The 17,688-nt window shown below is 63.1% G+C and carries 15 protein-coding genes; 9 read left to right on the top strand and 6 right to left on the bottom strand.

Going from position 1 to position 17,688, the window contains the following annotated elements; all coding sequences use genetic code 11:
• Positions 1 to 64: 64 nt before the first annotated feature.
• Positions 65 to 949 carry a LysR substrate-binding domain-containing protein gene (locus tag Q6A47_RS04665; protein ID WP_039579092.1) on the bottom strand — a complete coding sequence of 295 codons (885 nt, stop codon included), beginning with the start codon at positions 947 to 949 and terminating at the stop codon, positions 65 to 67.
• A 162-nt stretch (positions 950 to 1,111) separates the two neighbouring features.
• Between Q6A47_RS04665 and ydiJ the strand changes: the two genes are divergently transcribed.
• Positions 1,112 to 4,132 carry a D-2-hydroxyglutarate dehydrogenase YdiJ gene (gene ydiJ, locus Q6A47_RS04660; protein WP_304483279.1) on the top strand — a complete coding sequence of 1,007 codons (3,021 nt, stop codon included), beginning with the start codon at positions 1,112 to 1,114 and terminating at the stop codon, positions 4,130 to 4,132.
• Positions 4,133 to 4,166: 34 nt separating this feature from the next.
• On the opposite strand, the gene Q6A47_RS04655 is transcribed toward ydiJ, so the two are convergent.
• From Q6A47_RS04655 to phhA, 4 genes are all read right to left on the bottom strand, one after another.
• Positions 4,167 to 5,354, bottom strand: a complete 1,188-nt coding sequence (locus Q6A47_RS04655) for an MFS transporter (protein ID WP_304483277.1) — start codon at positions 5,352 to 5,354, stop codon at positions 4,167 to 4,169.
• A 95-nt stretch (positions 5,355 to 5,449) separates the two neighbouring features.
• Positions 5,450 to 5,578 carry a hypothetical protein gene (locus tag Q6A47_RS04650; protein WP_275898054.1) on the bottom strand — a complete coding sequence of 43 codons (129 nt, stop codon included), beginning with the start codon at positions 5,576 to 5,578 and terminating at the stop codon, positions 5,450 to 5,452.
• 282 nt (positions 5,579 to 5,860) lie between these two features.
• A complete protein-coding gene (locus Q6A47_RS04645; protein ID WP_304483275.1) occupies positions 5,861 to 6,217 on the bottom strand; it encodes a 4a-hydroxytetrahydrobiopterin dehydratase in 357 nt (118 codons plus the stop codon).
• 39 nt (positions 6,218 to 6,256) lie between these two features.
• Positions 6,257 to 7,042 carry a phenylalanine 4-monooxygenase gene (gene phhA, locus Q6A47_RS04640; RefSeq protein ID WP_304483273.1) on the bottom strand — a complete coding sequence of 262 codons (786 nt, stop codon included), beginning with the start codon at positions 7,040 to 7,042 and terminating at the stop codon, positions 6,257 to 6,259.
• A 252-nt stretch (positions 7,043 to 7,294) separates the two neighbouring features.
• Here phhA and Q6A47_RS04635 point away from each other — a divergent pair, with 252 nt between their 5' ends.
• Positions 7,295 to 8,857: a sigma-54-dependent transcriptional regulator gene (locus Q6A47_RS04635; RefSeq protein WP_304483272.1), complete on the top strand. Its 1,563-nt coding sequence runs from the start codon at positions 7,295 to 7,297 to the stop codon at positions 8,855 to 8,857.
• A gap of 61 nt (positions 8,858 to 8,918) precedes the next feature.
• On the opposite strand, the gene Q6A47_RS04630 is transcribed toward Q6A47_RS04635, so the two are convergent.
• The gene (locus Q6A47_RS04630; RefSeq protein ID WP_029614282.1) at positions 8,919 to 9,176 is read right to left on the bottom strand and encodes a DUF2790 domain-containing protein; all 258 of its coding nucleotides are present in this window, start codon (positions 9,174 to 9,176) and stop codon (positions 8,919 to 8,921) included.
• A 402-nt stretch (positions 9,177 to 9,578) separates the two neighbouring features.
• Here Q6A47_RS04630 and acs point away from each other — a divergent pair, with 402 nt between their 5' ends.
• The 7 genes from acs to Q6A47_RS04595 all read left to right on the top strand — a co-directional run bounded on the left by acs (position 9,579) and on the right by Q6A47_RS04595 (position 17,599).
• Complete coding sequence (gene acs, locus Q6A47_RS04625; protein WP_039579080.1) at positions 9,579 to 11,540, top strand: acetate--CoA ligase; 1,962 nt, start codon at positions 9,579 to 9,581, stop codon at positions 11,538 to 11,540.
• A gap of 510 nt (positions 11,541 to 12,050) precedes the next feature.
• Positions 12,051 to 12,836, top strand: a complete 786-nt coding sequence (locus Q6A47_RS04620; protein ID WP_029614281.1) for an ABC transporter substrate-binding protein — start codon at positions 12,051 to 12,053, stop codon at positions 12,834 to 12,836.
• Between the two features lie 91 nt (positions 12,837 to 12,927).
• A complete protein-coding gene (locus Q6A47_RS04615) occupies positions 12,928 to 13,617 on the top strand; it encodes an ABC transporter permease (protein WP_029614280.1) in 690 nt (229 codons plus the stop codon).
• Positions 13,614 to 14,312: an ABC transporter permease gene (locus tag Q6A47_RS04610; protein WP_039579076.1), complete on the top strand. Its 699-nt coding sequence runs from the start codon at positions 13,614 to 13,616 to the stop codon at positions 14,310 to 14,312. Before Q6A47_RS04615 ends, Q6A47_RS04610 begins: the two co-directional genes overlap by 4 nt.
• Before the next feature lie 22 nt (positions 14,313 to 14,334).
• The gene (locus Q6A47_RS04605) at positions 14,335 to 15,099 is read left to right on the top strand and encodes an ABC transporter ATP-binding protein (RefSeq protein WP_039579073.1); all 765 of its coding nucleotides are present in this window, start codon (positions 14,335 to 14,337) and stop codon (positions 15,097 to 15,099) included.
• 93 nt (positions 15,100 to 15,192) lie between these two features.
• Positions 15,193 to 16,173 carry a transcriptional regulator ArgR gene (gene argR / locus Q6A47_RS04600; protein WP_029614279.1) on the top strand — a complete coding sequence of 327 codons (981 nt, stop codon included), beginning with the start codon at positions 15,193 to 15,195 and terminating at the stop codon, positions 16,171 to 16,173.
• 205 nt (positions 16,174 to 16,378) lie between these two features.
• On the top strand, positions 16,379 to 17,599 hold the full coding sequence (locus Q6A47_RS04595) for an aspartate aminotransferase family protein (protein ID WP_304483269.1): 1,221 nt from the start codon (positions 16,379 to 16,381) through the stop codon (positions 17,597 to 17,599).
• Positions 17,600 to 17,688: the final 89 nt, after the last annotated feature.

The raw sequence follows: 17,688 nt of genomic DNA, 5'->3' as shown, positions 1-17,688 counted from the left end.
AATGAGCATTCCGAGGCGGTTTTCAACGCAGCATCACCGAGTGTCAAGGCTTTTCAGGCAGAGCCTAGATCTGCTCCAGCAACCACCCGCGAAAGGCCCGCAACGACGGCAGCCCTTCATTGCGGGGTGGATAGATCAGGTAGTAGCTGCGCTGGCTGGCGAACGCCCCTGCGGGACTGAACAGCTCGCCTTTGGCCAATTCCTCGGCCACCAGGATCCTGGGCACCAGGCCGATGCCGATGCCCGCACGGACCGCCTGGATCAAGTGCGAGGTCAGCTCGAAGCTTGGCCCCAGGCGCATCGAGCGGTGCGCCAGTCCATGATGGGAGAACCATTCGCCCCAGGCGTGCGGATTGTTGGCGACGTTGAGCAGCAGCTCTTCGCTGATCCGCCGCGGTGTCCAGCCATCGGCCGCAAGTGCCGCTTGCGGCGGCAGGATCACCACCAACTCTTCGGCATGCAGCCGATGACAGATCAAGCCAGGTAGGTCGTGGCTGGCCACGCCGATGGCGGCATCGATTTCGCTGGTGTCGAAGTCGATGGCTTCGATACGTGAATGAATATGCACCAGCATGCCCGGATGCGCCTGATAGAACGCGTGCAAGCGCGGCAGCAGCCATTTCGAGCCGAAAGTCGGCAAGGTCGCCAGGCGCAAGGTGCCGACCCCGGATTGGTAGGCCAGGGCCTGCAGGGTGGCGCTGCGAATTCGACCCAGGGCTTCGCTCAATTCGCGCTGGTACAAGCGGCCCACATCGGTCAATTGCACCTGGCGCCCCTCGCGGCGGAACAGTGTCAGCCCCAGTTGCTGCTCCAGCGCCTGGACCTGGCGGCTGACCGCACTCTGGGTGAGCGACAGCTCCACGGCAGCGCGGGTGTAGCTTTCATGGCGCGCAGCCGCCTCGAAGGCCAGCAGCAGCGACATCGAGGGCGTCAAGTGGCGGTAATTCATTCATGAAACTCATCGATAGCGGCAGGATTATCCGTTTGCCCTCGAGCGGAAACTACAGGAACATGGGCGCATCCGTCATCTGACCTGTCGGCATTCATGCATGCTGCGCAGGTGTCAGTAACGTCCATACCGTGATCAGACCTATCAAGAGGCCATCCTTCGATGATCGCCCAGTTGCCTGTCCGTGCGCCTGCCGCCGGTTACCCCGAATTCCTCGACGCTCTGCGTGCCAGCGGTTTCCGCGGCCAGATCAGCGCCGACTACGGCACCCGCACGGTGCTGGCCACCGACAACTCGATCTACCAGCGCTTGCCCCAGGCGGCGGTGTTCCCGCTGGACGCCGACGATGTGGTGCGGGTCGCCACGCTGATGGACGAGCCGCGCTTCACTCAGATCAAGCTGACCCCGCGCGGCGGCGGCACCGGCACCAACGGCCAGTCGCTGACCGATGGCATCGTCGTCGACCTGTCGCGGCACATGAATGCCATTCTCGAGATCGACGTCGAACAGCGCTGGGTGCGGGTGCAGGCCGGTGTGGTCAAGGACCAGCTCAATGCCGCGCTCAAGCCTCACGGGTTGTTCTTCGCTCCTGAGCTGTCCACCTCAAACCGCGCCACCCTTGGCGGCATGATCAACACCGATGCCAGCGGCCAGGGCAGTTGCACCTACGGCAAGACCCGCGACCACGTACTCGAATTGCACAGCGTGCTGCTCGGTGGCCAGCGCCTGCACAGCCTGCCGCTGGACGACGCAGCCCTGGAACGGGCCTGCGCCGCACCCGGACGGGTGGGCGAGGTGTATCGCACGGCGCGCGACATCCAGCAGAGCCAGGCCGAATTGATCGAGGCGACCTTTCCCAAGCTCAACCGCTGCCTGACCGGCTACGACCTGGCGCACCTGCGCGACACGCAAGGCCGCTTCAACCTCAACAGCGTACTGTGCGGCGCCGAGGGCTCATTGGGCTATGTGGTCGAGGCCAAGCTCAATGTGCTGCCGATTCCCAAGTATGCGGTGCTGGTCAACGTGCGCTATGCCAGCTTCATGGACGCGCTACGCGATGCCAATGCGCTGATGGCGCTCAAGCCGCTGTCGATCGAGACGGTCGACTCCAAGGTGCTGATGCTGGCGATGCAGGACATCGTCTGGCACAGCGTGGCCGAATACTTCCCCGCCGATACGCAGCGTCCGACCCTGGGCATCAACCTGGTCGAGTTCTGCGGCGATGAGCCGGAGGCAGTCAATGCGCGGGTGGCGGCGTTCGTCGAGCACCTGCGCAGCGATACCAGCGTCGAGCGCCTGGGCCATACCTTGGCCGAGGGCGCCGAAGCGGTGACGCGGGTGTACGCCATGCGCAAGCGGTCGGTGGGGCTGCTGGGCAACGTCGAGGGCGAGGTGCGGCCGCAGCCCTTCGTGGAGGACACCGCCGTGCCGCCGGAGCGCCTGGCCGACTACATCGCCGAGTTCCGCGCGCTGCTCGACGGCCACGGCCTGGCCTACGGCATGTTCGGTCATGTCGATGCCGGTGTGCTGCATGTTCGGCCGGCGCTGGACATGAAGGACCCGGCCCAGGCCGCGCTGGTCAAGCCGATCTCCGATGCGGTAGCAGCGCTGACCAAACGCTACGGTGGCCTGCTCTGGGGCGAGCATGGCAAAGGCTTGCGCTCGGAGTACGTACCCGAATATTTCGGCGAACTGTACCCGGCCCTGCAGCGCCTCAAAGGTGCCTTCGACCCGCGCAATCAGCTCAACCCTGGCAAGATCTGCACCCCGTTGCACAGCGCCGAGGGCCTGACGGCGGTCGATGGCGTGACCTTGCGCGGCGACCTCGACCGTCACATCGACGAGCGCGTCTGGCAGAGTTTCGCCAGCGCGGTGCACTGCAATGGCAACGGCGCCTGCTACAACTACGACCCCAACGACGCCATGTGCCCGTCGTGGAAAGCCACCCGCGAGCGCCGCCACTCGCCCAAGGGCCGCGCCTCGCTGATCCGTGAGTGGCTGCGCCTGCAGGGCGAGGCCGATATCGACGTACTGGCCTCGGCGCAGCGCAAGGCACCGTGGTTCAAGGGCCTGCCCAAGCGCTTGGCCAACCGGCGCGCGCAGCGCCAGGGGCAGGCCGACTTCTCCCACGAAGTCTACGACGCCATGGCCGGTTGCCTGGCGTGCAAGTCCTGCGCCGGGCAGTGCCCGATCAAAGTCAACGTGCCGGACTTCCGTTCGCGTTTCCTCGAGCTCTATCACGGGCGCTACCAGCGCCCGTTGCGTGATTACCTGATCGGCTCGCTGGAATTCACCATTCCTTACCTGGCCCGCGCGCCGGGCCTGTACAACGCCGTGATGGGGGCGAAGTGGGTGAGCCGCCTGCTGGCCGAGCAGGTGGGCATGGTCGACAGCCCGCTGATCAGCCGCTTCAACCTGCAGGCCACGCTGACCCGCTGCCGGGTGAAGATGGCCAGCGTACCCAGCCTGCGCGAACTGACGCCGATGCAGCGCGAGCGTAGCCTGGTGCTGGTGCAGGATGCCTTCACCCGCTATTTCGAAACGCCGCTGCTGGCCGTGCTCATCGAGCTGGCGACCCGCCTTGGCTATCAGGTGTTTCTCGCCCCCTACAGTGCCAATGGCAAGCCGCTGCACGTACAAGGTTTCCTCGGTGCGTTCGCCAAGGCGGCGATTCGCAATGGTCGTCAACTCAAGGCCCTGGCCGACTGCGGCATACCCTTGGTCGGGCTGGATCCGGCGATGACCTTGGTTTATCGCCAGGAATACCAGAAAGTCGATGGGCTCGAAGGCTGCCCCAAGGTGCTGCTGCCTCAGGAGTGGTTGGTCGATGAGCTGCCACGCCAGGCTGCAGGGCAGGGCGGCAGCTACCGTCTGCTGGCCCACTGCACGGAGAAGACCAACGCGCCGGCCAGCACGCGTCAGTGGGAGCAGGTGTTCGAGCGGTTGGGGCTCAAGCTGGTGACCGAAGCCACCGGTTGCTGCGGCATGTCTGGCACCTACGGCCATGAGGCGCGCAACCAGCAGACGTCGAAGGCCATCTTCGAGCAGTCCTGGGCGGGCAAGCTGGACAAGGCAGGCGAGGCCTTGGCGACGGGTTATTCATGCCGTAGCCAGGTCAAGCGCATGACCGACAAGCCGTTGCGACATCCGTTGGAGGTCGTGCTGCAACATCTGCTGCGCTGATCCTGATGGTCACCCCGCGCCTTCACAGGCGCGGCTACCCGCGATCGTATCGGCGCGTCTGCCGGTACAGATACACACTCAACACCAGCCCGCACACCGCAGCCCCAGCGGCGAACAGGAAGATCGAGCGGAATCCGAACCCTGCGGCCACCGCGCCCACCAGTGGCCCGGTGATCCCCAGCGACAGGTCGATGAACAACGAGTACGCCCCCACCGCTGCGCCGCGGTTGGCGGCCGACACCTGATTGACCGCCTCCACGCCCAGTGCCGGAAAGACCAGGGAGAAACCGAATCCGCTCAAGGCCGCGCCGAGCAGCGCAAGCTCCGCGCTCGGTGCCAGCCACAGCAACAGCAGCCCAAGGGTTTCCACCGACAGGCAGGCGATGGCCACGCGAAAGCCGCCCAGGCGGTTGATCAGGTTGCCGAACAGCAGGCGCGCGCAGATGAAGCTGGCGCCGAACACGCTCAGCGTCAGTGCGGCGCTCGGCCAGCCGCGACTGGCGTAGTACAGAGTGATGAAAGTCGCGATGGTGCCGAAGCCGATCGAGCCCAGGGCCAGTCCCGCGCCGTGGGGAAACACCTTGCCCAGCACTTGCAGAAATGGCAGGCGCTTGCCAGCCACGATCGGCGCCGCCGGCTTCGACCACGCCAGGGCCAGACCGATCAGGCCCAGCGCAATGACGCTGGCGCCCATGCTCCACAGCCCCAGGCGGTTGACCATCAGCACCCCGAGCGGAGCGCCGATGGCCAGGGCGCCGTAACTGGCGATGCCGTTCCAGGAAATGACTTTGGCCGTGTGTTCGGCGCCCACGCGGCCAATGCCCCAGCCTATCGAACCCGAGCCCACCAGGCTTTCCGCGCTGCCTAGGACCAGGCGCCCCACCAGCAGACAGGCCAGGCTCACCCACGGCAGGTGGCCGAGGAAGCTGCACGCGAGCATGAACACGCCGCTCAGGCCGCAGCCGGCCAAGCCCCACATCACCGCCTTCTTGCTGCCCAGATTGTCGATGATGCGGCTGGCGGTGGGGCGGCTGAGCAGGGTGGCCAGGTATTGCACGCTGATCACCAGGCCGGCCAGTACGGCGCTCAAGCCCAGGTCGTTATGCACGTAGCCGGGTAGCACGGCCAGCGGGATGCCGATGTTCAGGTAGCCGATGAAGGTGAACAGTACGATGGAGACGATTTGCAGCGTGATCGCCAAGCGGCGCGGTGATTCGGGCATTGGGGGATTCGCGGGAGAGGGTCTGGACAGTGTGAAAGCGCGCTGACGGGGCGAGCCCGCAGGTCAGCCGTTTTCACACGGTCGGGGGTGCGCGATTAGTCCTGATCGGCGCTGGAGGGGTCGTCACCTTCGTGCCCAGCAGGTGCCGGCTCGGCGGCATGGGCGGTAACGGTCTGCTCTTCGGGGTTCAGGCTTGGGAAGGGAAGATTCGGGATTTCGTGCATCTCGTCGTTCCTCGCAAGTGTGAGTGAAAAGGCTGCGCCAGGCGCATTCTGAAGCGTTTGCAACGCCGAGGCAGGATACAGGAGTCTGGATGACAGTTTGAAAAAAATCCCGCGCGCACTTCGGATTTGTGGGCGGATAGCGGACGGTCAACGCGCTGGGCGAGCGCGAGAAACCTTGAGCAGTGGGAGGTGGCAGGGATCATGGGCGCTGCTCGCGCCAGGTGCAGAGGCGCGGGCATCGCGGGTGAATCGCAGCGGCAAACCGCTGCGAATGTGCAGCGCTTACTTACGCCCTTCAGCCGTTTGCGCCACCTGGTCGGTACGCGCGCACATGATGAAGTCGTTGCGGTGCAGGCCCTTGATGGAGTGGCTCCACCAAGTGACGGTGACCTTGCCCCATTCGGTCAGCAGGCCTGGGTGATGCCCTTCGGCTTCGGCGATTTCACCGACCGCGTTGGTGAAGGCCAGCGCATGCTTGAAGTTCTTGAACAGGAACACCCGCTCCAGTTCCATGTGACCGTCGCGCACTTCCACGCTCCAGTCGGGTATTTCGCGGATGAGCTCGGCCAGCTCTTGGTCGCTGACCTTCGGTGCATCGGCACGGCACGCTTCACAGTGGGCTTGGTTCAAGGCATTCATCGAGGGTTTCCACTATCAGTTTGTTGTCGACAAGGTGGCTCAGGCCGCCTTGGGTGGGAATTTCGGCGCATGCAAGCCCAACTGCGTGGCTCGCTGGACCATGCCCATGATGTCTTCGTGGGCCAGGTCGAACAGGCGCTTCATGTTCGGCAGCACGAAATACACCGGCTGCAGAATGTCGATGCGATACGGCGTACGCATGGCTTCGATGGGGTCGAAGGCCTGGTGCTCGGGCTCGTTGGAAAGGCTATACAGGGTTTCCTTGGGCGAGGAGAGAATACCGCCACCGTAGATCTTGCGGCCGTGGGCAGTCTCCATCAGGCCGAACTCGATGGTCATCCAGTACAGTCGCGCCAGGTACACGCGCTGCTCCTTGGTCGCGGCCAGGCCGAGCTTGCCGTAGGTATGGGTGAACTCGGCGAACCAGGGATTGGTGAGCAAGGGGCAGTGACCGAAGATCTCGTGGAAGATGTCCGGTTCCTGCAGGTAGTCGAGTTCTTCGGCGCTGCGAATGAAGGTGGCGACAGGGAAGCGCTTGCTGGCCAGCAATTCGAAGAACGTCTGGAAGGGGATCAGCGCCGGGACCCGGGCGACTTGCCAGCCAGTGGTAGCGGCCAGCACCTTGTTGATTTCACCCAGTTGCGGGATGCGGTCGTGGGGTAGGGCGAGCTGCTCGATGCCGTCCAGGTATTCCTGGCAGGCGCGGCCCTCGATCACCTTCAACTGACGGGTGATCAAGGTGTTCCACACCGCATGCTCATGCTGCGGGTAGTCGATAAAACCTTGCGCGTCGGGCTCACGGGCCACGTACTGCGTTTGTTTCATGTCGCTCTCCTGCTGAGGGCTTTGTTGTTATGACCGCGATGGCATTAGAAATAGCCCTTGGTTTGGGCGATTGCATCCGGTGATCAGGTCAGGCGAGCCGTGTCTGCAAAGGATTTCTGTAAGGTAAATTTTACAAAGAGCCTGTATTGACCGAAGATCCGCCTTCCTAAGGCCTTAAGGCTGATTGATTTGTCAGCTTATCTTTACGAATTTCTGCGCTGAACATGAAAAAGACGGCGTGACGGAGCTTCCATGCGCATCAAAGTCCATTGTCAAAACCGCATCGGCATCCTGCGCGACATTCTCAATCTTCTGGTGGAGTACGGCATCAACGTGCTGCGCGGGGAGGTCGGCGGCGATCAGGGCAATGCGATCTATCTGCACTGCCCCAACCTCATCAATCTGCAATTTCAGGCCCTGCGTCCAAAGTTCGAGGCCATCGCCGGCGTGTTTGGTGTCAAGCGCGTCGGCTTGATGCCCAGCGAGCGCCGACATATGGAACTCAACGCCCTGCTCGGTGCGTTGGAATTTCCCGTGCTGTCGGTGGACATGGGCGGCAGCATCGTCGCGGCCAACCGCGCGGCGGCGCAGTTGCTGGGCGTGCGCGTCGACGAAGTGCCTGGGCTACCGCTGGCGCGCTATGTCGAAGATTTCGACCTGCCGGAACTGGTGCGGGCCAATCAGTCGCGCATCAACGGCCTGCGGGTCAAGGTCAAAGGCGATGTATTCCTGGCCGACATCGCCCCGCTGCAGTCCGAGCACGACGACAGCGAAGCGCTCGCCGGCGCCGTGCTCACGCTGCACCGCGCCGACCGCATCGGCGAGCGCATCTACAACGTACGCAAACAGGAGTTGCGCGGTTTCGACAGCATCTTCCAGAGCTCTCGGGTAATGGCCGCAGTGGTGCGTGAGGCGCGGCGCATGGCGCCGTTGGATGCGCCGTTGCTGATCGAGGGCGAGACCGGCACCGGCAAGGAGCTGCTGGCTCGCGCCTGTCACCTGGCCAGTCCGCGCGGCCAGGCGCCGCTGATGGCGCTCAACTGCGCCGGGTTACCGGAATCGATGGCCGAGACCGAGCTGTTCGGTTACGGTCCTGGCGCCTTCGACGGCGCCCGCGCCGAAGGCAAGCTCGGCCTGTTGGAACTGACGGCAGGCGGTACGCTGTTTCTCGATGGCGTGGCCGAGATGAGCCCGCGGCTGCAGGTCAAGTTGCTGCGCTTTCTGCAGGACGGTTGTTTTCGTCGTGTCGGCAGCGACGAGGAGGTGCATCTGGACGTGCGGGTGATCTGCGCGACCCAGGTGGACCTGTCGGAGTTGTGCGCACGCGGCGAATTTCGTCAGGATCTGTATCACCGCCTCAATGTGCTGTCATTGCATATTCCGCCACTGCGTGAATGCATGGATGGTCTCGAAGGGTTGGTTCGTCATTTCCTCGACCAGGCCAGTCGACAGATTGGCTGCGCCTTACCGACATTGGCGCCGGCGGCATTCAACAAGTTGAGTCTTTATCAATGGCCGGGCAATGTGCGGCAATTGGATAACGTGGTGTTCCAAGCCGTCTCGTTATGCGAGGGCGGGGTGGTGAAAGTTGAACATATTCGCCTGCCGGATTACGGCGCGCGTCAACCGCTGGGTAACTTTTCGTTGGAAGGAGAACTTTCGGATATTATCGGTCGCTTTGAAAAAGCGGTGCTTGAAAGTTTGAAGGCAGACTTTCCAAGTAGTCGAGCGCTGGGGAAACGATTGGGCGTCTCGCACACGACGATTGCCAACAAGTTACGCGATTATTCCCTGGGCAAGATGACCGATCGATAGTGGGCCTGTGGGGTGTCCGTCGGGGCGGCGAAAGGGGCCCGCAGGGCCCCCGTGTCGCGACTCAACCGTTGGAGCAGCCATTGCCCATCACGCGGTACTCGAGGACGTGTCGGTGGCCTTGGGAGTCCTCGTAGGTCATGCGCGCCGGCACCACTGCGCAGACATCGGCGACCGGGCTCATGGACAGCACCTTGGCGATATCCAGGTGCTGGGAGTAATTGTAGTGTTCGACCGGAATCTGCTCGGCGGGCGGCGTCAGGTCATCGGCCATCGCCGCGCTGCAGACACTGCCCAGTAGCAATACCAGTAAAGCTTTCATGTTCGAGTTACCTGTCTAAGGTCGTGAAGGGACGCGCGGCACGCAGGGCGCCGCGAAAACGTACAACGTTGAAAGTTGAGTTCGGGAGAGGATCAACAAAGCCGCGTGGGGGCTGGACTGGAAGTTGATCGGTTTGCCGTTGTTGGCGAGGGCCATGTTAGGCCTGCGTGGCAAGTTGAAAAAGACACTGTTTTGATACAGTTTTTGCTGGATTCGGTAACAATCTTTTCCTGCGCCACCGCTTTTTTCTGGACATCAGCGATTACGCCGGTTGCAGCGCTGTCGTGGAAGCGCTGACGCGCCAGTCGGGTTTTGGTACTACCAACGTCGAATGGTCACGCGCGCTCTGGTACAGTTAAAACCTTCGTATACAAAAACAACTATTACACCGAGGTAAAACAGATGAGTGCGGCTCCCCTGTATCCCGTTCGTCCCGAGGTCGCGGCAAATACCCTGACCGACGAGGCCACCTACAAGGCCATGTACCAGCAATCGGTGATCAACCCGGACGGCTTCTGGCGCGAGCAGGCCCAGCGCCTGGACTGGATCAAGCCTTTCACCAAGGTCAAGCAGACCTCTTTCGATGACCACCACGTGGACATCAAATGGTTCGCCGACGGCACTCTGAACGTCTCCTACAACTGCCTGGATCGTCACCTCGAAGAGCGGGGCGACCAGTTGGCCATCATCTGGGAGGGTGACGACCCTTCCGAACACCGCAACATCACCTACCGCGAGCTGCACGAGCAGGTGTGCAAATTCGCCAACGCGCTGCGTGGGCAGGACGTGCACCGTGGCGATGTGGTGACCATCTACATGCCGATGATTCCCGAAGCGGTGGTGGCGATGCTCGCCTGTGCACGCATCGGCGCCATTCATTCGGTGGTGTTCGGCGGCTTCTCGCCCGAAGCGCTGGCCGGACGCATCATCGACTGCAAGTCCAAGGTGGTGATCACCGCCGACGAGGGCCTGCGCGGCGGCCGACGCACGCCGCTCAAGGCCAACGTCGACCTGGCCCTGACCAATCCTGAAACCAGCAGCGTGCAGAAGATCATCGTGTGCAAGCGCACCGGTGGCGACATTGCCTGGCACCAGCACCGCGACATCTGGTACGAGGACCTGATGAAGGTGGCCTCCAACCACTGCGCGCCCAAGGAAATGGGCGCCGAGGAAGCGCTGTTCATCCTCTATACCTCGGGTTCGACCGGCAAGCCCAAAGGCGTGCTGCACACCACCGGCGGTTACCTGGTGTACGCCGCGCTCACCCATGAGCGGGTCTTCGACTACCGTCCGGGCGAGGTCTACTGGTGCACCGCCGACGTAGGTTGGGTCACCGGGCACAGCTATATCGTCTATGGTCCGCTGGCCAACGGCGCCACCACGCTGCTGTTCGAAGGCGTGCCGAATTACCCCGACATCACCCGTGTGTCGAAGATCGTCGACAAGCACAAGGTCAACATCCTCTACACCGCCCCGACCGCCATCCGCGCGATGATGGCCGAAGGCGAGGCGGCAGTGGCCGGCGCCGACGGTTCGAGTCTGCGCCTGCTCGGCTCGGTCGGCGAGCCGATCAACCCGGAAGCCTGGAACTGGTACTACAAGACGGTCGGCAAGGAGCGTTGCCCGATCGTCGACACCTGGTGGCAGACCGAAACCGGCGGCATCCTCATCAGCCCGTTGCCAGGTGCCATCGGCCTCAAGCCAGGCTCGGCGACCCGGCCGTTCTTCGGCGTGGTGCCGGCACTGGTGGATAACCTGGGCAACCTGATCGAGGGCGCGGCCGAGGGCAACCTGGTGATCCTCGACTCCTGGCCGGGGCAGTCACGTTCGCTGTATGGCGACCACGACCGTTTCGTCGACACCTACTTCAAGACCTTCCGTGGCATGTACTTCACCGGTGACGGCGCGCGTCGAGATGAAGATGGCTACTTCTGGATCACCGGGCGGGTCGACGACGTGCTCAACGTCTCTGGCCACCGCATGGGCACCGCCGAGATCGAGAGCGCCATGGTGGCGCACGCCAAGGTCGCCGAAGCGGCGGTGGTGGGCGTGCCGCACGACATCAAGGGGCAGGGCATCTATGTCTACGTCACCCTCAATGCCGGCGAGGAGCCCAGCGAGCAGTTGCGCCAGGAGTTGAAGAACTGGGTGCGCAAAGAGATCGGCCCGATTGCCTCGCCGGATGTCATCCAGTGGGCACCAGGCCTGCCCAAGACCCGCTCGGGCAAGATCATGCGCCGTATCCTGCGCAAGATCGCCACGGCCGAGTACGATGCGCTGGGTGATATTTCCACCCTGGCCGATCCGGGTGTGGTGCAACACCTGATCGACACCCACAAGGCCATGAGCCGGGCGTCGGCGTAGTTGCATGACAGGGGCTGCGATGCAGCCCCTTTTCATTCTCGCGGCAGCTTCCCCTTTAAGGGGGTTCTGCTCGATTTTGCCGAGTGTTACCCGATATTCATCGGTAACCCGTCGCGCTGATCCATTGCACCGAATCGGGGCCAGGGGAAACAGTCCTGCAGCCCTCCGGTGCATTTCCTATCCCATCGCCACCCCCACGCACCCCGCACTTGCCGGAATTCAAGGCTTTGCCAATAATAGGCGCGCTTATTGCTTCGTCTAAAGGTTGTATTCCTTTTGCGCTTGCATGTTTCGCAAGAGCTGTCAATATCGCCGCCCGCAGGTTTATTCGCTTCTATACGTAGTTGTCGCTTTGAAGAAATATCGACCACCGGGCTGCCGTTAGAATGCCACTCACTCGCTCGTGGTCTGCGACCCTGGTCGAACCCTGCGCGGCTCGCGTTGTACTCATTCGCCTCTCGGGCAGTCGTTTCCCTGCCTGCTAGTGCCCCGTACCGATGGAGTTACCTGATGAAGAAGCTCGCACTGCTTGGCGCCCTGGCGCTGTCCGTGTTTTCCCTGGTCTCGCAGGCCGACGAAAAGCCGTTGAAGATCGGTATCGAAGCGGCCTATCCACCCTTTGCCTTCAAACAGCCCGATGGCAGCATTGCCGGCTTCGACTACGACATCGGTAACGCCCTCTGCGAAGAGATGAAAGCCAAGTGCACGTGGGTCGAGCAAGAATTCGACGGCCTGATCCCGGCACTGAAAGTGCGCAAGATCGACGCCATCCTGTCCTCCATGTCGATCACCGACGATCGCAAGAAGTCGGTTGACTTCACCAATCGTTACTACCTGACCCCGGCGCGCCTCGTGATGAAGGACGGCACCACCGTCAGCGACAGCCTTGACGAGCTCAAGGGCAAGAAAATCGGCGTACAACGTGGTTCGATCCATGACCGCTTCGCCAAGGAAGTGCTGGCACCGAAGGGCGTCACCGTCGTGCCCTATGGCACGCAGAACGAAGTCTACCTGGACGTCGCGGCCGGTCGCCTGGACGGTACCGTGGCCGATGCCACCCTGCTCGAAGACGGCTTCCTCAAGACCGACGCTGGCAAAGGCTTCGCCTTCGTCGGGCCTGCCTTCACCGACGTGAAGTACTTTGGCGACGGTGTGGGTATCGCCGTGCGCAAGGGTGACGACGCCAACCGCGAGCGCATCAACAAGGCCATCGACGCCATCCGCGCCAACGGCAAGTACAAGCAGATCGAGGCCAAGTACTTCAACTTCGACATCTACGGTCCAGACGCGAAATAAGCGTCCGGCAATCACCTGAGCAATGGTGCAAACAGCAGGAGCGCTGAGGTTTGCACCATTTTTCGTTCCCAAGTCCTGAGGAATTCGAAACATGTTGAAAGGCTACGGGGCAGTCATCCTCGAGGGGGCGTGGCTGACGTTGCAGCTCGCCCTGTCGTCGATGGCCCTGGCCATCGTTCTTGGCCTGATCGGCGTAGCCTTGCGGTTGTCGCCGGTGCGCTGGCTGGCCTGGCTGGGTGACCTCTATTCCACGGTCATCCGTGGCATCCCGGACCTGGTGCTGATCCTGCTGATCTTCTATGGCGGTCAGGACATCATCAACCGGGTCGCACCGCTGGTCGGCTACGACGACTACATCGACGTGAATCCGCTGGTCGCTGGCATCTTCACCCTGGGCTTCATCTTCGGTGCATATCTGTCGGAAACCTTCCGTGGCGCGTTCCTCGGGATTCCCCGTGGGCAGGCCGAAGCCGGGGCGGCTTATGGCATGAGCTCGCGGCAGGTGTTCTTCCGCATCATGGTGCCGCAGATGATCCGTCTGGCGATTCCGGGCTTCACCAACAACTGGTTGGTTTTGACCAAGGCCACTGCGCTGGTGTCGGTGGTGGGCCTGCAGGACATGATGTTCAAGGCCAAGCAGGCAGCCGACGCTACCCGCGAACCTTTTACCTTCTTCCTGGCGGTAGCCGCGTTGTACCTGGTGTTGACCAGCGTCTCGCTGCTGGCGCTCAAGTACCTGGAAAAACGCTACTCGGTCGGCGTGAGGGCCGCTGAACTATGATCTTCGACTACAACGTCGTCTGGGAAGCCATGCCGCTGTACCTCGGTGGCCTGCTCACCACGCTCAAGTTGCTGGCGCTGTCGCTGTTCTTCGGCTTGCTGGCGGCGATCCCGCTGGGTTTGATGCGCGTCTCGCGCCAACCGCTGGTGAACATGACCGCCTGGCTCTACACCTACGTGATTCGTGGCACGCCGATGCTGGTCCAGTTGTTCCTGATCTACTACGGCCTGGCCCAGTTCGAGACCGTGCGCGAGAGCTTCCTGTGGCCGTGGCTGTCCAGTGCGACCTTCTGCGCCTGCCTGGCCTTCGCCATCAACACCAGTGCCTACACCGCCGAAATCATCGCCGGCAGCCTCAAGGCCACGCCCCATGGCGAGATCGAAGCGGCCAAGGCCATGGGCATGTCGCGCCTGAAGATGTACCGCCGCATCCTGCTGCCTTCGGCGCTGCGCCGCGCGCTGCCGCAGTACAGCAACGAGGTGATCATGATGCTGCAGACCACCAGTCTGGCGTCGATCGTGACCCTGATCGACATCACCGGCGCCGCGCGCACGGTCAGTGCCCAGTACTACCTGCCTTTCGAGGCCTTCATCACCGCGGGCGTGTTCTACCTGTGCCTGACCTTCATCCTCGTGCGCCTGTTCAAGATGGCCGAACGCCGCTGGCTCAGCTACCTGGCGCCGCGCAAGCACTGACCGCTCTGTGAGAATCGACAGCATGTACAAACTCCAAGTCCAAGACCTGCACAAGCGCTACGGCAGCCATGAGGTCCTCAAGGGCGTGTCCCTGGAAGCCAAGGCGGGCGATGTCATCAGCATCATCGGCTCCAGCGGTTCCGGCAAGTCCACCTTCCTGCGCTGCATCAACCTGCTCGAGCAGCCCCACGCGGGCAGGATCGTGCTCAACAACGAAGCGCTCAAGCTGGTGGCCGACAAGGACGGGGCGCTGCGCGCCGCCGACAGCAAGCAACTGCAACGCCTGCGCTCGCGCCTGTCGATGGTGTTCCAGCACTTCAACCTGTGGTCGCACATGACTGCGCTTGAGAACGTCATCGAAGCGCCAGTGCACGTGCTGGGCGTCAATCGCAAGGAAGCGCTGGAAAAGGCCGAGCACTACCTGGCCAAAGTCGGTGTGGCGCACCGCAAGGACGCCTTCCCCGGACACATGTCCGGCGGCGAGCAGCAGCGTGTGGCGATCGCCCGTGCGCTGGCCATGGAACCTGAGGTCATGCTGTTCGACGAACCGACCTCAGCGCTTGACCCGGAACTGGTGGGCGATGTGCTCAAGGTCATGCAGGCGCTGGCCCAGGAAGGTCGGACGATGGTGGTGGTCACCCACGAGATGGGCTTTGCCCGCGAGGTGTCCAACCAGCTGGTCTTCCTGCACAAGGGGCTGGTCGAGGAGCGCGGCAATCCACGCGAAGTGCTGGTCAATCCGCAGTCCGAGCGTCTGCGCCAGTTTCTCTCCGGCAGCCTCAAGTAAGGGCTGCACTCGCGCACCAGAATAGGGCATGCTGCGCTACGGGCGCGGTAGCGCCTGCCGCCTCATTCGACCCCAGGTTTCGGACCGTCACCTATGACCACCCAGCGAATCGGCTTTCTCATCTGGCCCGGCACTCGGCCGCTGACCCTGGCTCTGGCCGAGGAAGTGCTGCAGCTTGCCCAGCGGGTGCACCCGGAGGTGATCTACGACCTGAGCTACCTGCAGGCCGAGCCCGCCGAAGAGGGCGCCTGGCGTCTGCCGGGCGAGCCTTGGAATGGTCGTCTCGAAGGCCTGCACAAACTGCTGCTGTTGGCGGATGAACCCATCTTCGCCCTGGGTGCGCCGCTGACGACGGCGCTCAAGCAGGTGGCGCGCAGCGGCTGCATGGTCGGCGGCCTTTCTGCTGGCGTGTACCCGCTGGCCTTGCTGGGTTTGCTCGATGGCTACCGGGCCGCGGTGCACTGGCGCTGGCAGGACGACTTCGCCGAGCGCTTTCCCAAGGTCATCGCCACCAGCCATCTGTTCGACTGGGACCGTGACCGCCTGACCGCTTGCGGCGGCATGGCGGTCACCGACCTGCTGCTGGCGGTGTTGGCCCGTGACCATGGCGCTGAACTGGCGGGGGCGGTGTCCGAGGAACTGGTGGTCGAGCGCATTCGCGAGGGCGGCGAGCGCCAGCGCATTCCGCTGCAGAACCGCCTGGGCTCCAGCCATCCCAAGCTGACCCAGGCGGTGCTGTTGATGGAGGCCAATATCGAAGAGCCGTTGACCACCGACGAAATCGCCCAGCATGTCTGTGTGTCGCGTCGGCAACTGGAGCGGATTTTCAAGCAGTACCTCAATCGCGTGCCCAGCCAGTACTACCTGGAACTGCGTCTGAACAAAGCCCGGCAGATGCTGATGCAGACCAGCAAGTCGATCATCCAGATCGGCCTGTCCTGCGGGTTTTCTTCCGGGCCGCATTTCTCCAGTGCCTACCGCAACTTCTTCGGCGCCACGCCCCGTGAAGATCGCAACCAGCGGCGCAGCAGCAGCCCGTTCGAGCTGAGTTCAACGCCCGCGGAGAAAGGCTGAGGCGTGCAGCGTTCACCCAATGCCATGCTGCCGGTACACTGCGCGAATGCGACTGTGTTTGTCGCATTGCCGAAAGCCTTGGCAAAACCGGGTTTGACCCTGTAACAAGTTGTCGCCTGGCAGCAAGGACAGGCGTCGATCAGTCCTTACAATCCCCCCATCGCTGGTGACTCCACAGGCCAGCGTTCCTCTTCAGGAGACTCAGATGTCCGTTGAGCAAGCCCCAGTGCAACGTGCCGATTTCGACCAGGTCATGGTGCCCAACTATTCCCCGGCGGCCTTCATTCCCGTCCGAGGCGAGGGTTCCCGTGTGTGGGATCAATCGGGCCGCGAACTGATCGACTTTGCCGGCGGCATCGCGGTGAACGCCCTGGGCCATTGCCACCCGGCGCTGGTCAAGGCCCTGACCGAGCAAGCCAACACGCTCTGGCACGTGTCCAACGTGTTCACCAACGAACCGGCCCTGCGCCTGGCGCACAAGCTGGTGTCCGCGACCTTCGCCGACCGTGCGTTCTTCTGCAACTCCGGCGCCGAATCCAACGAGGCCGCTTTCAAGCTGGCCCGTCGCGTGGCCCATGACCGCTTCGGCCCGGACAAGCACGAAATCATCGCCACCGTGAACAGCTTCCACGGGCGCACCCTGTTCACCGTCAGTGTCGGCGGCCAGCCCAAGTATTCCGATGGCTTCGGCCCGAAGATCACCGGCATCAGCCATTTGCCCTACAACGACCTCGAGGCGTTGAGGGCGCAGATTTCGGACAAGACCTGCGCGGTGGTCATCGAGCCGATCCAGGGCGAAAGTGGTGTGGTGCCCGCCGACCAGGCTTACCTTGAGGGCGCGCGTGCATTGTGCGACGAGCACAACGCTCTGCTGATCTTCGACGAGGTGCAGACCGGCGTCGGCCGTACCGGTTCGCTCTACGCCTACCAGCACTACGGCGTCACCCCGGACATCCTCACCAGCGCCAAGAGCTTGGGCGGCGGCTTCCCGATCGGCGCCATGCTGACCACGGCCGAGCTGGCCAGCCACCTGGCCGTCGGCACCCACGGCACCACCTACGGCGGCAACCCGCTGGGGTGCGCCGTCGCGTGCGCGGTGATGGACGTGGTCAACACTCCCGAGACGCTGGCAGGCGTCAAGGCCAAGCACGCGCGGTTCAAGACGCGTCTGGAAGCGATTGGTCAGGCTGCCGGTCTGTTCAGCGAGGTGCGTGGTGTCGGCCTGCTGATCGGCTGCGTCCTCACCGAAGCCTGGAAAGGCAAGGCCAAGGACGTGCTCAACGCCGCCGAGAAAGAAGGGCTGATGGTGCTGCAGGCCGGTCCCGACGTAGTGCGTTTCGCCCCAAGCCTGGTGGTCGAGGATGCTGATATCGACGAGGGCCTGGCCCGCTTCGAGCGCGCTGTACGCACGCTGACCCAGGGCTGATCGGCCTGCGGTTCATCGCCGATGCAGGCTGCGCCGCGTCGGCGATCATCGAATTCCAGTGCGGGTGCCGCTGTGCGCGTGCAGGCACG

This window comes from Pseudomonas boreofloridensis, from assembly GCF_030580795.1.
Taxonomy (GTDB): domain Bacteria; phylum Pseudomonadota; class Gammaproteobacteria; order Pseudomonadales; family Pseudomonadaceae; genus Aquipseudomonas; species Aquipseudomonas boreofloridensis.
This window is presented reverse-complemented; position numbering and strand designations above follow the sequence as displayed.

What these genes read in the sequence shown, in the direction of transcription:
- Q6A47_RS04635 (WP_304483272.1), top strand. Translation starts at nt 7,295, where the DNA reads ATGCGCATCAAAGTCCATTGTCAAAACCGCATCGGCATCCTGCGCGAC.
- argR (WP_029614279.1), top strand. Translation starts at nt 15,193, where the DNA reads ATGACCACCCAGCGAATCGGCTTTCTCATCTGGCCCGGCACTCGGCCG.
- acs (WP_039579080.1), top strand. Translation starts at nt 9,579, where the DNA reads ATGAGTGCGGCTCCCCTGTATCCCGTTCGTCCCGAGGTCGCGGCAAAT.
- Q6A47_RS04650 (WP_275898054.1), bottom strand. Translation starts at nt 5,578, where the DNA reads ATGCACGAAATCCCGAATCTTCCCTTCCCAAGCCTGAACCCCGAAGAG.
- phhA (WP_304483273.1), bottom strand. Translation starts at nt 7,042, where the DNA reads ATGAAACAAACGCAGTACGTGGCCCGTGAGCCCGACGCGCAAGGTTTT.
- ydiJ (WP_304483279.1), top strand. Translation starts at nt 1,112, where the DNA reads ATGATCGCCCAGTTGCCTGTCCGTGCGCCTGCCGCCGGTTACCCCGAA.
- Q6A47_RS04595 (WP_304483269.1), top strand. Translation starts at nt 16,379, where the DNA reads ATGTCCGTTGAGCAAGCCCCAGTGCAACGTGCCGATTTCGACCAGGTC.
- Q6A47_RS04615 (WP_029614280.1), top strand. Translation starts at nt 12,928, where the DNA reads ATGTTGAAAGGCTACGGGGCAGTCATCCTCGAGGGGGCGTGGCTGACG.
- Q6A47_RS04605 (WP_039579073.1), top strand. Translation starts at nt 14,335, where the DNA reads ATGTACAAACTCCAAGTCCAAGACCTGCACAAGCGCTACGGCAGCCAT.
- Q6A47_RS04620 (WP_029614281.1), top strand. Translation starts at nt 12,051, where the DNA reads ATGAAGAAGCTCGCACTGCTTGGCGCCCTGGCGCTGTCCGTGTTTTCC.
- Q6A47_RS04665 (WP_039579092.1), bottom strand. Translation starts at nt 949, where the DNA reads ATGAATTACCGCCACTTGACGCCCTCGATGTCGCTGCTGCTGGCCTTC.
- Q6A47_RS04655 (WP_304483277.1), bottom strand. Translation starts at nt 5,354, where the DNA reads ATGCCCGAATCACCGCGCCGCTTGGCGATCACGCTGCAAATCGTCTCC.
- Q6A47_RS04630 (WP_029614282.1), bottom strand. Translation starts at nt 9,176, where the DNA reads ATGAAAGCTTTACTGGTATTGCTACTGGGCAGTGTCTGCAGCGCGGCG.
- Q6A47_RS04610 (WP_039579076.1), top strand. Translation starts at nt 13,614, where the DNA reads ATGATCTTCGACTACAACGTCGTCTGGGAAGCCATGCCGCTGTACCTC.
- Q6A47_RS04645 (WP_304483275.1), bottom strand. Translation starts at nt 6,217, where the DNA reads ATGAATGCCTTGAACCAAGCCCACTGTGAAGCGTGCCGTGCCGATGCA.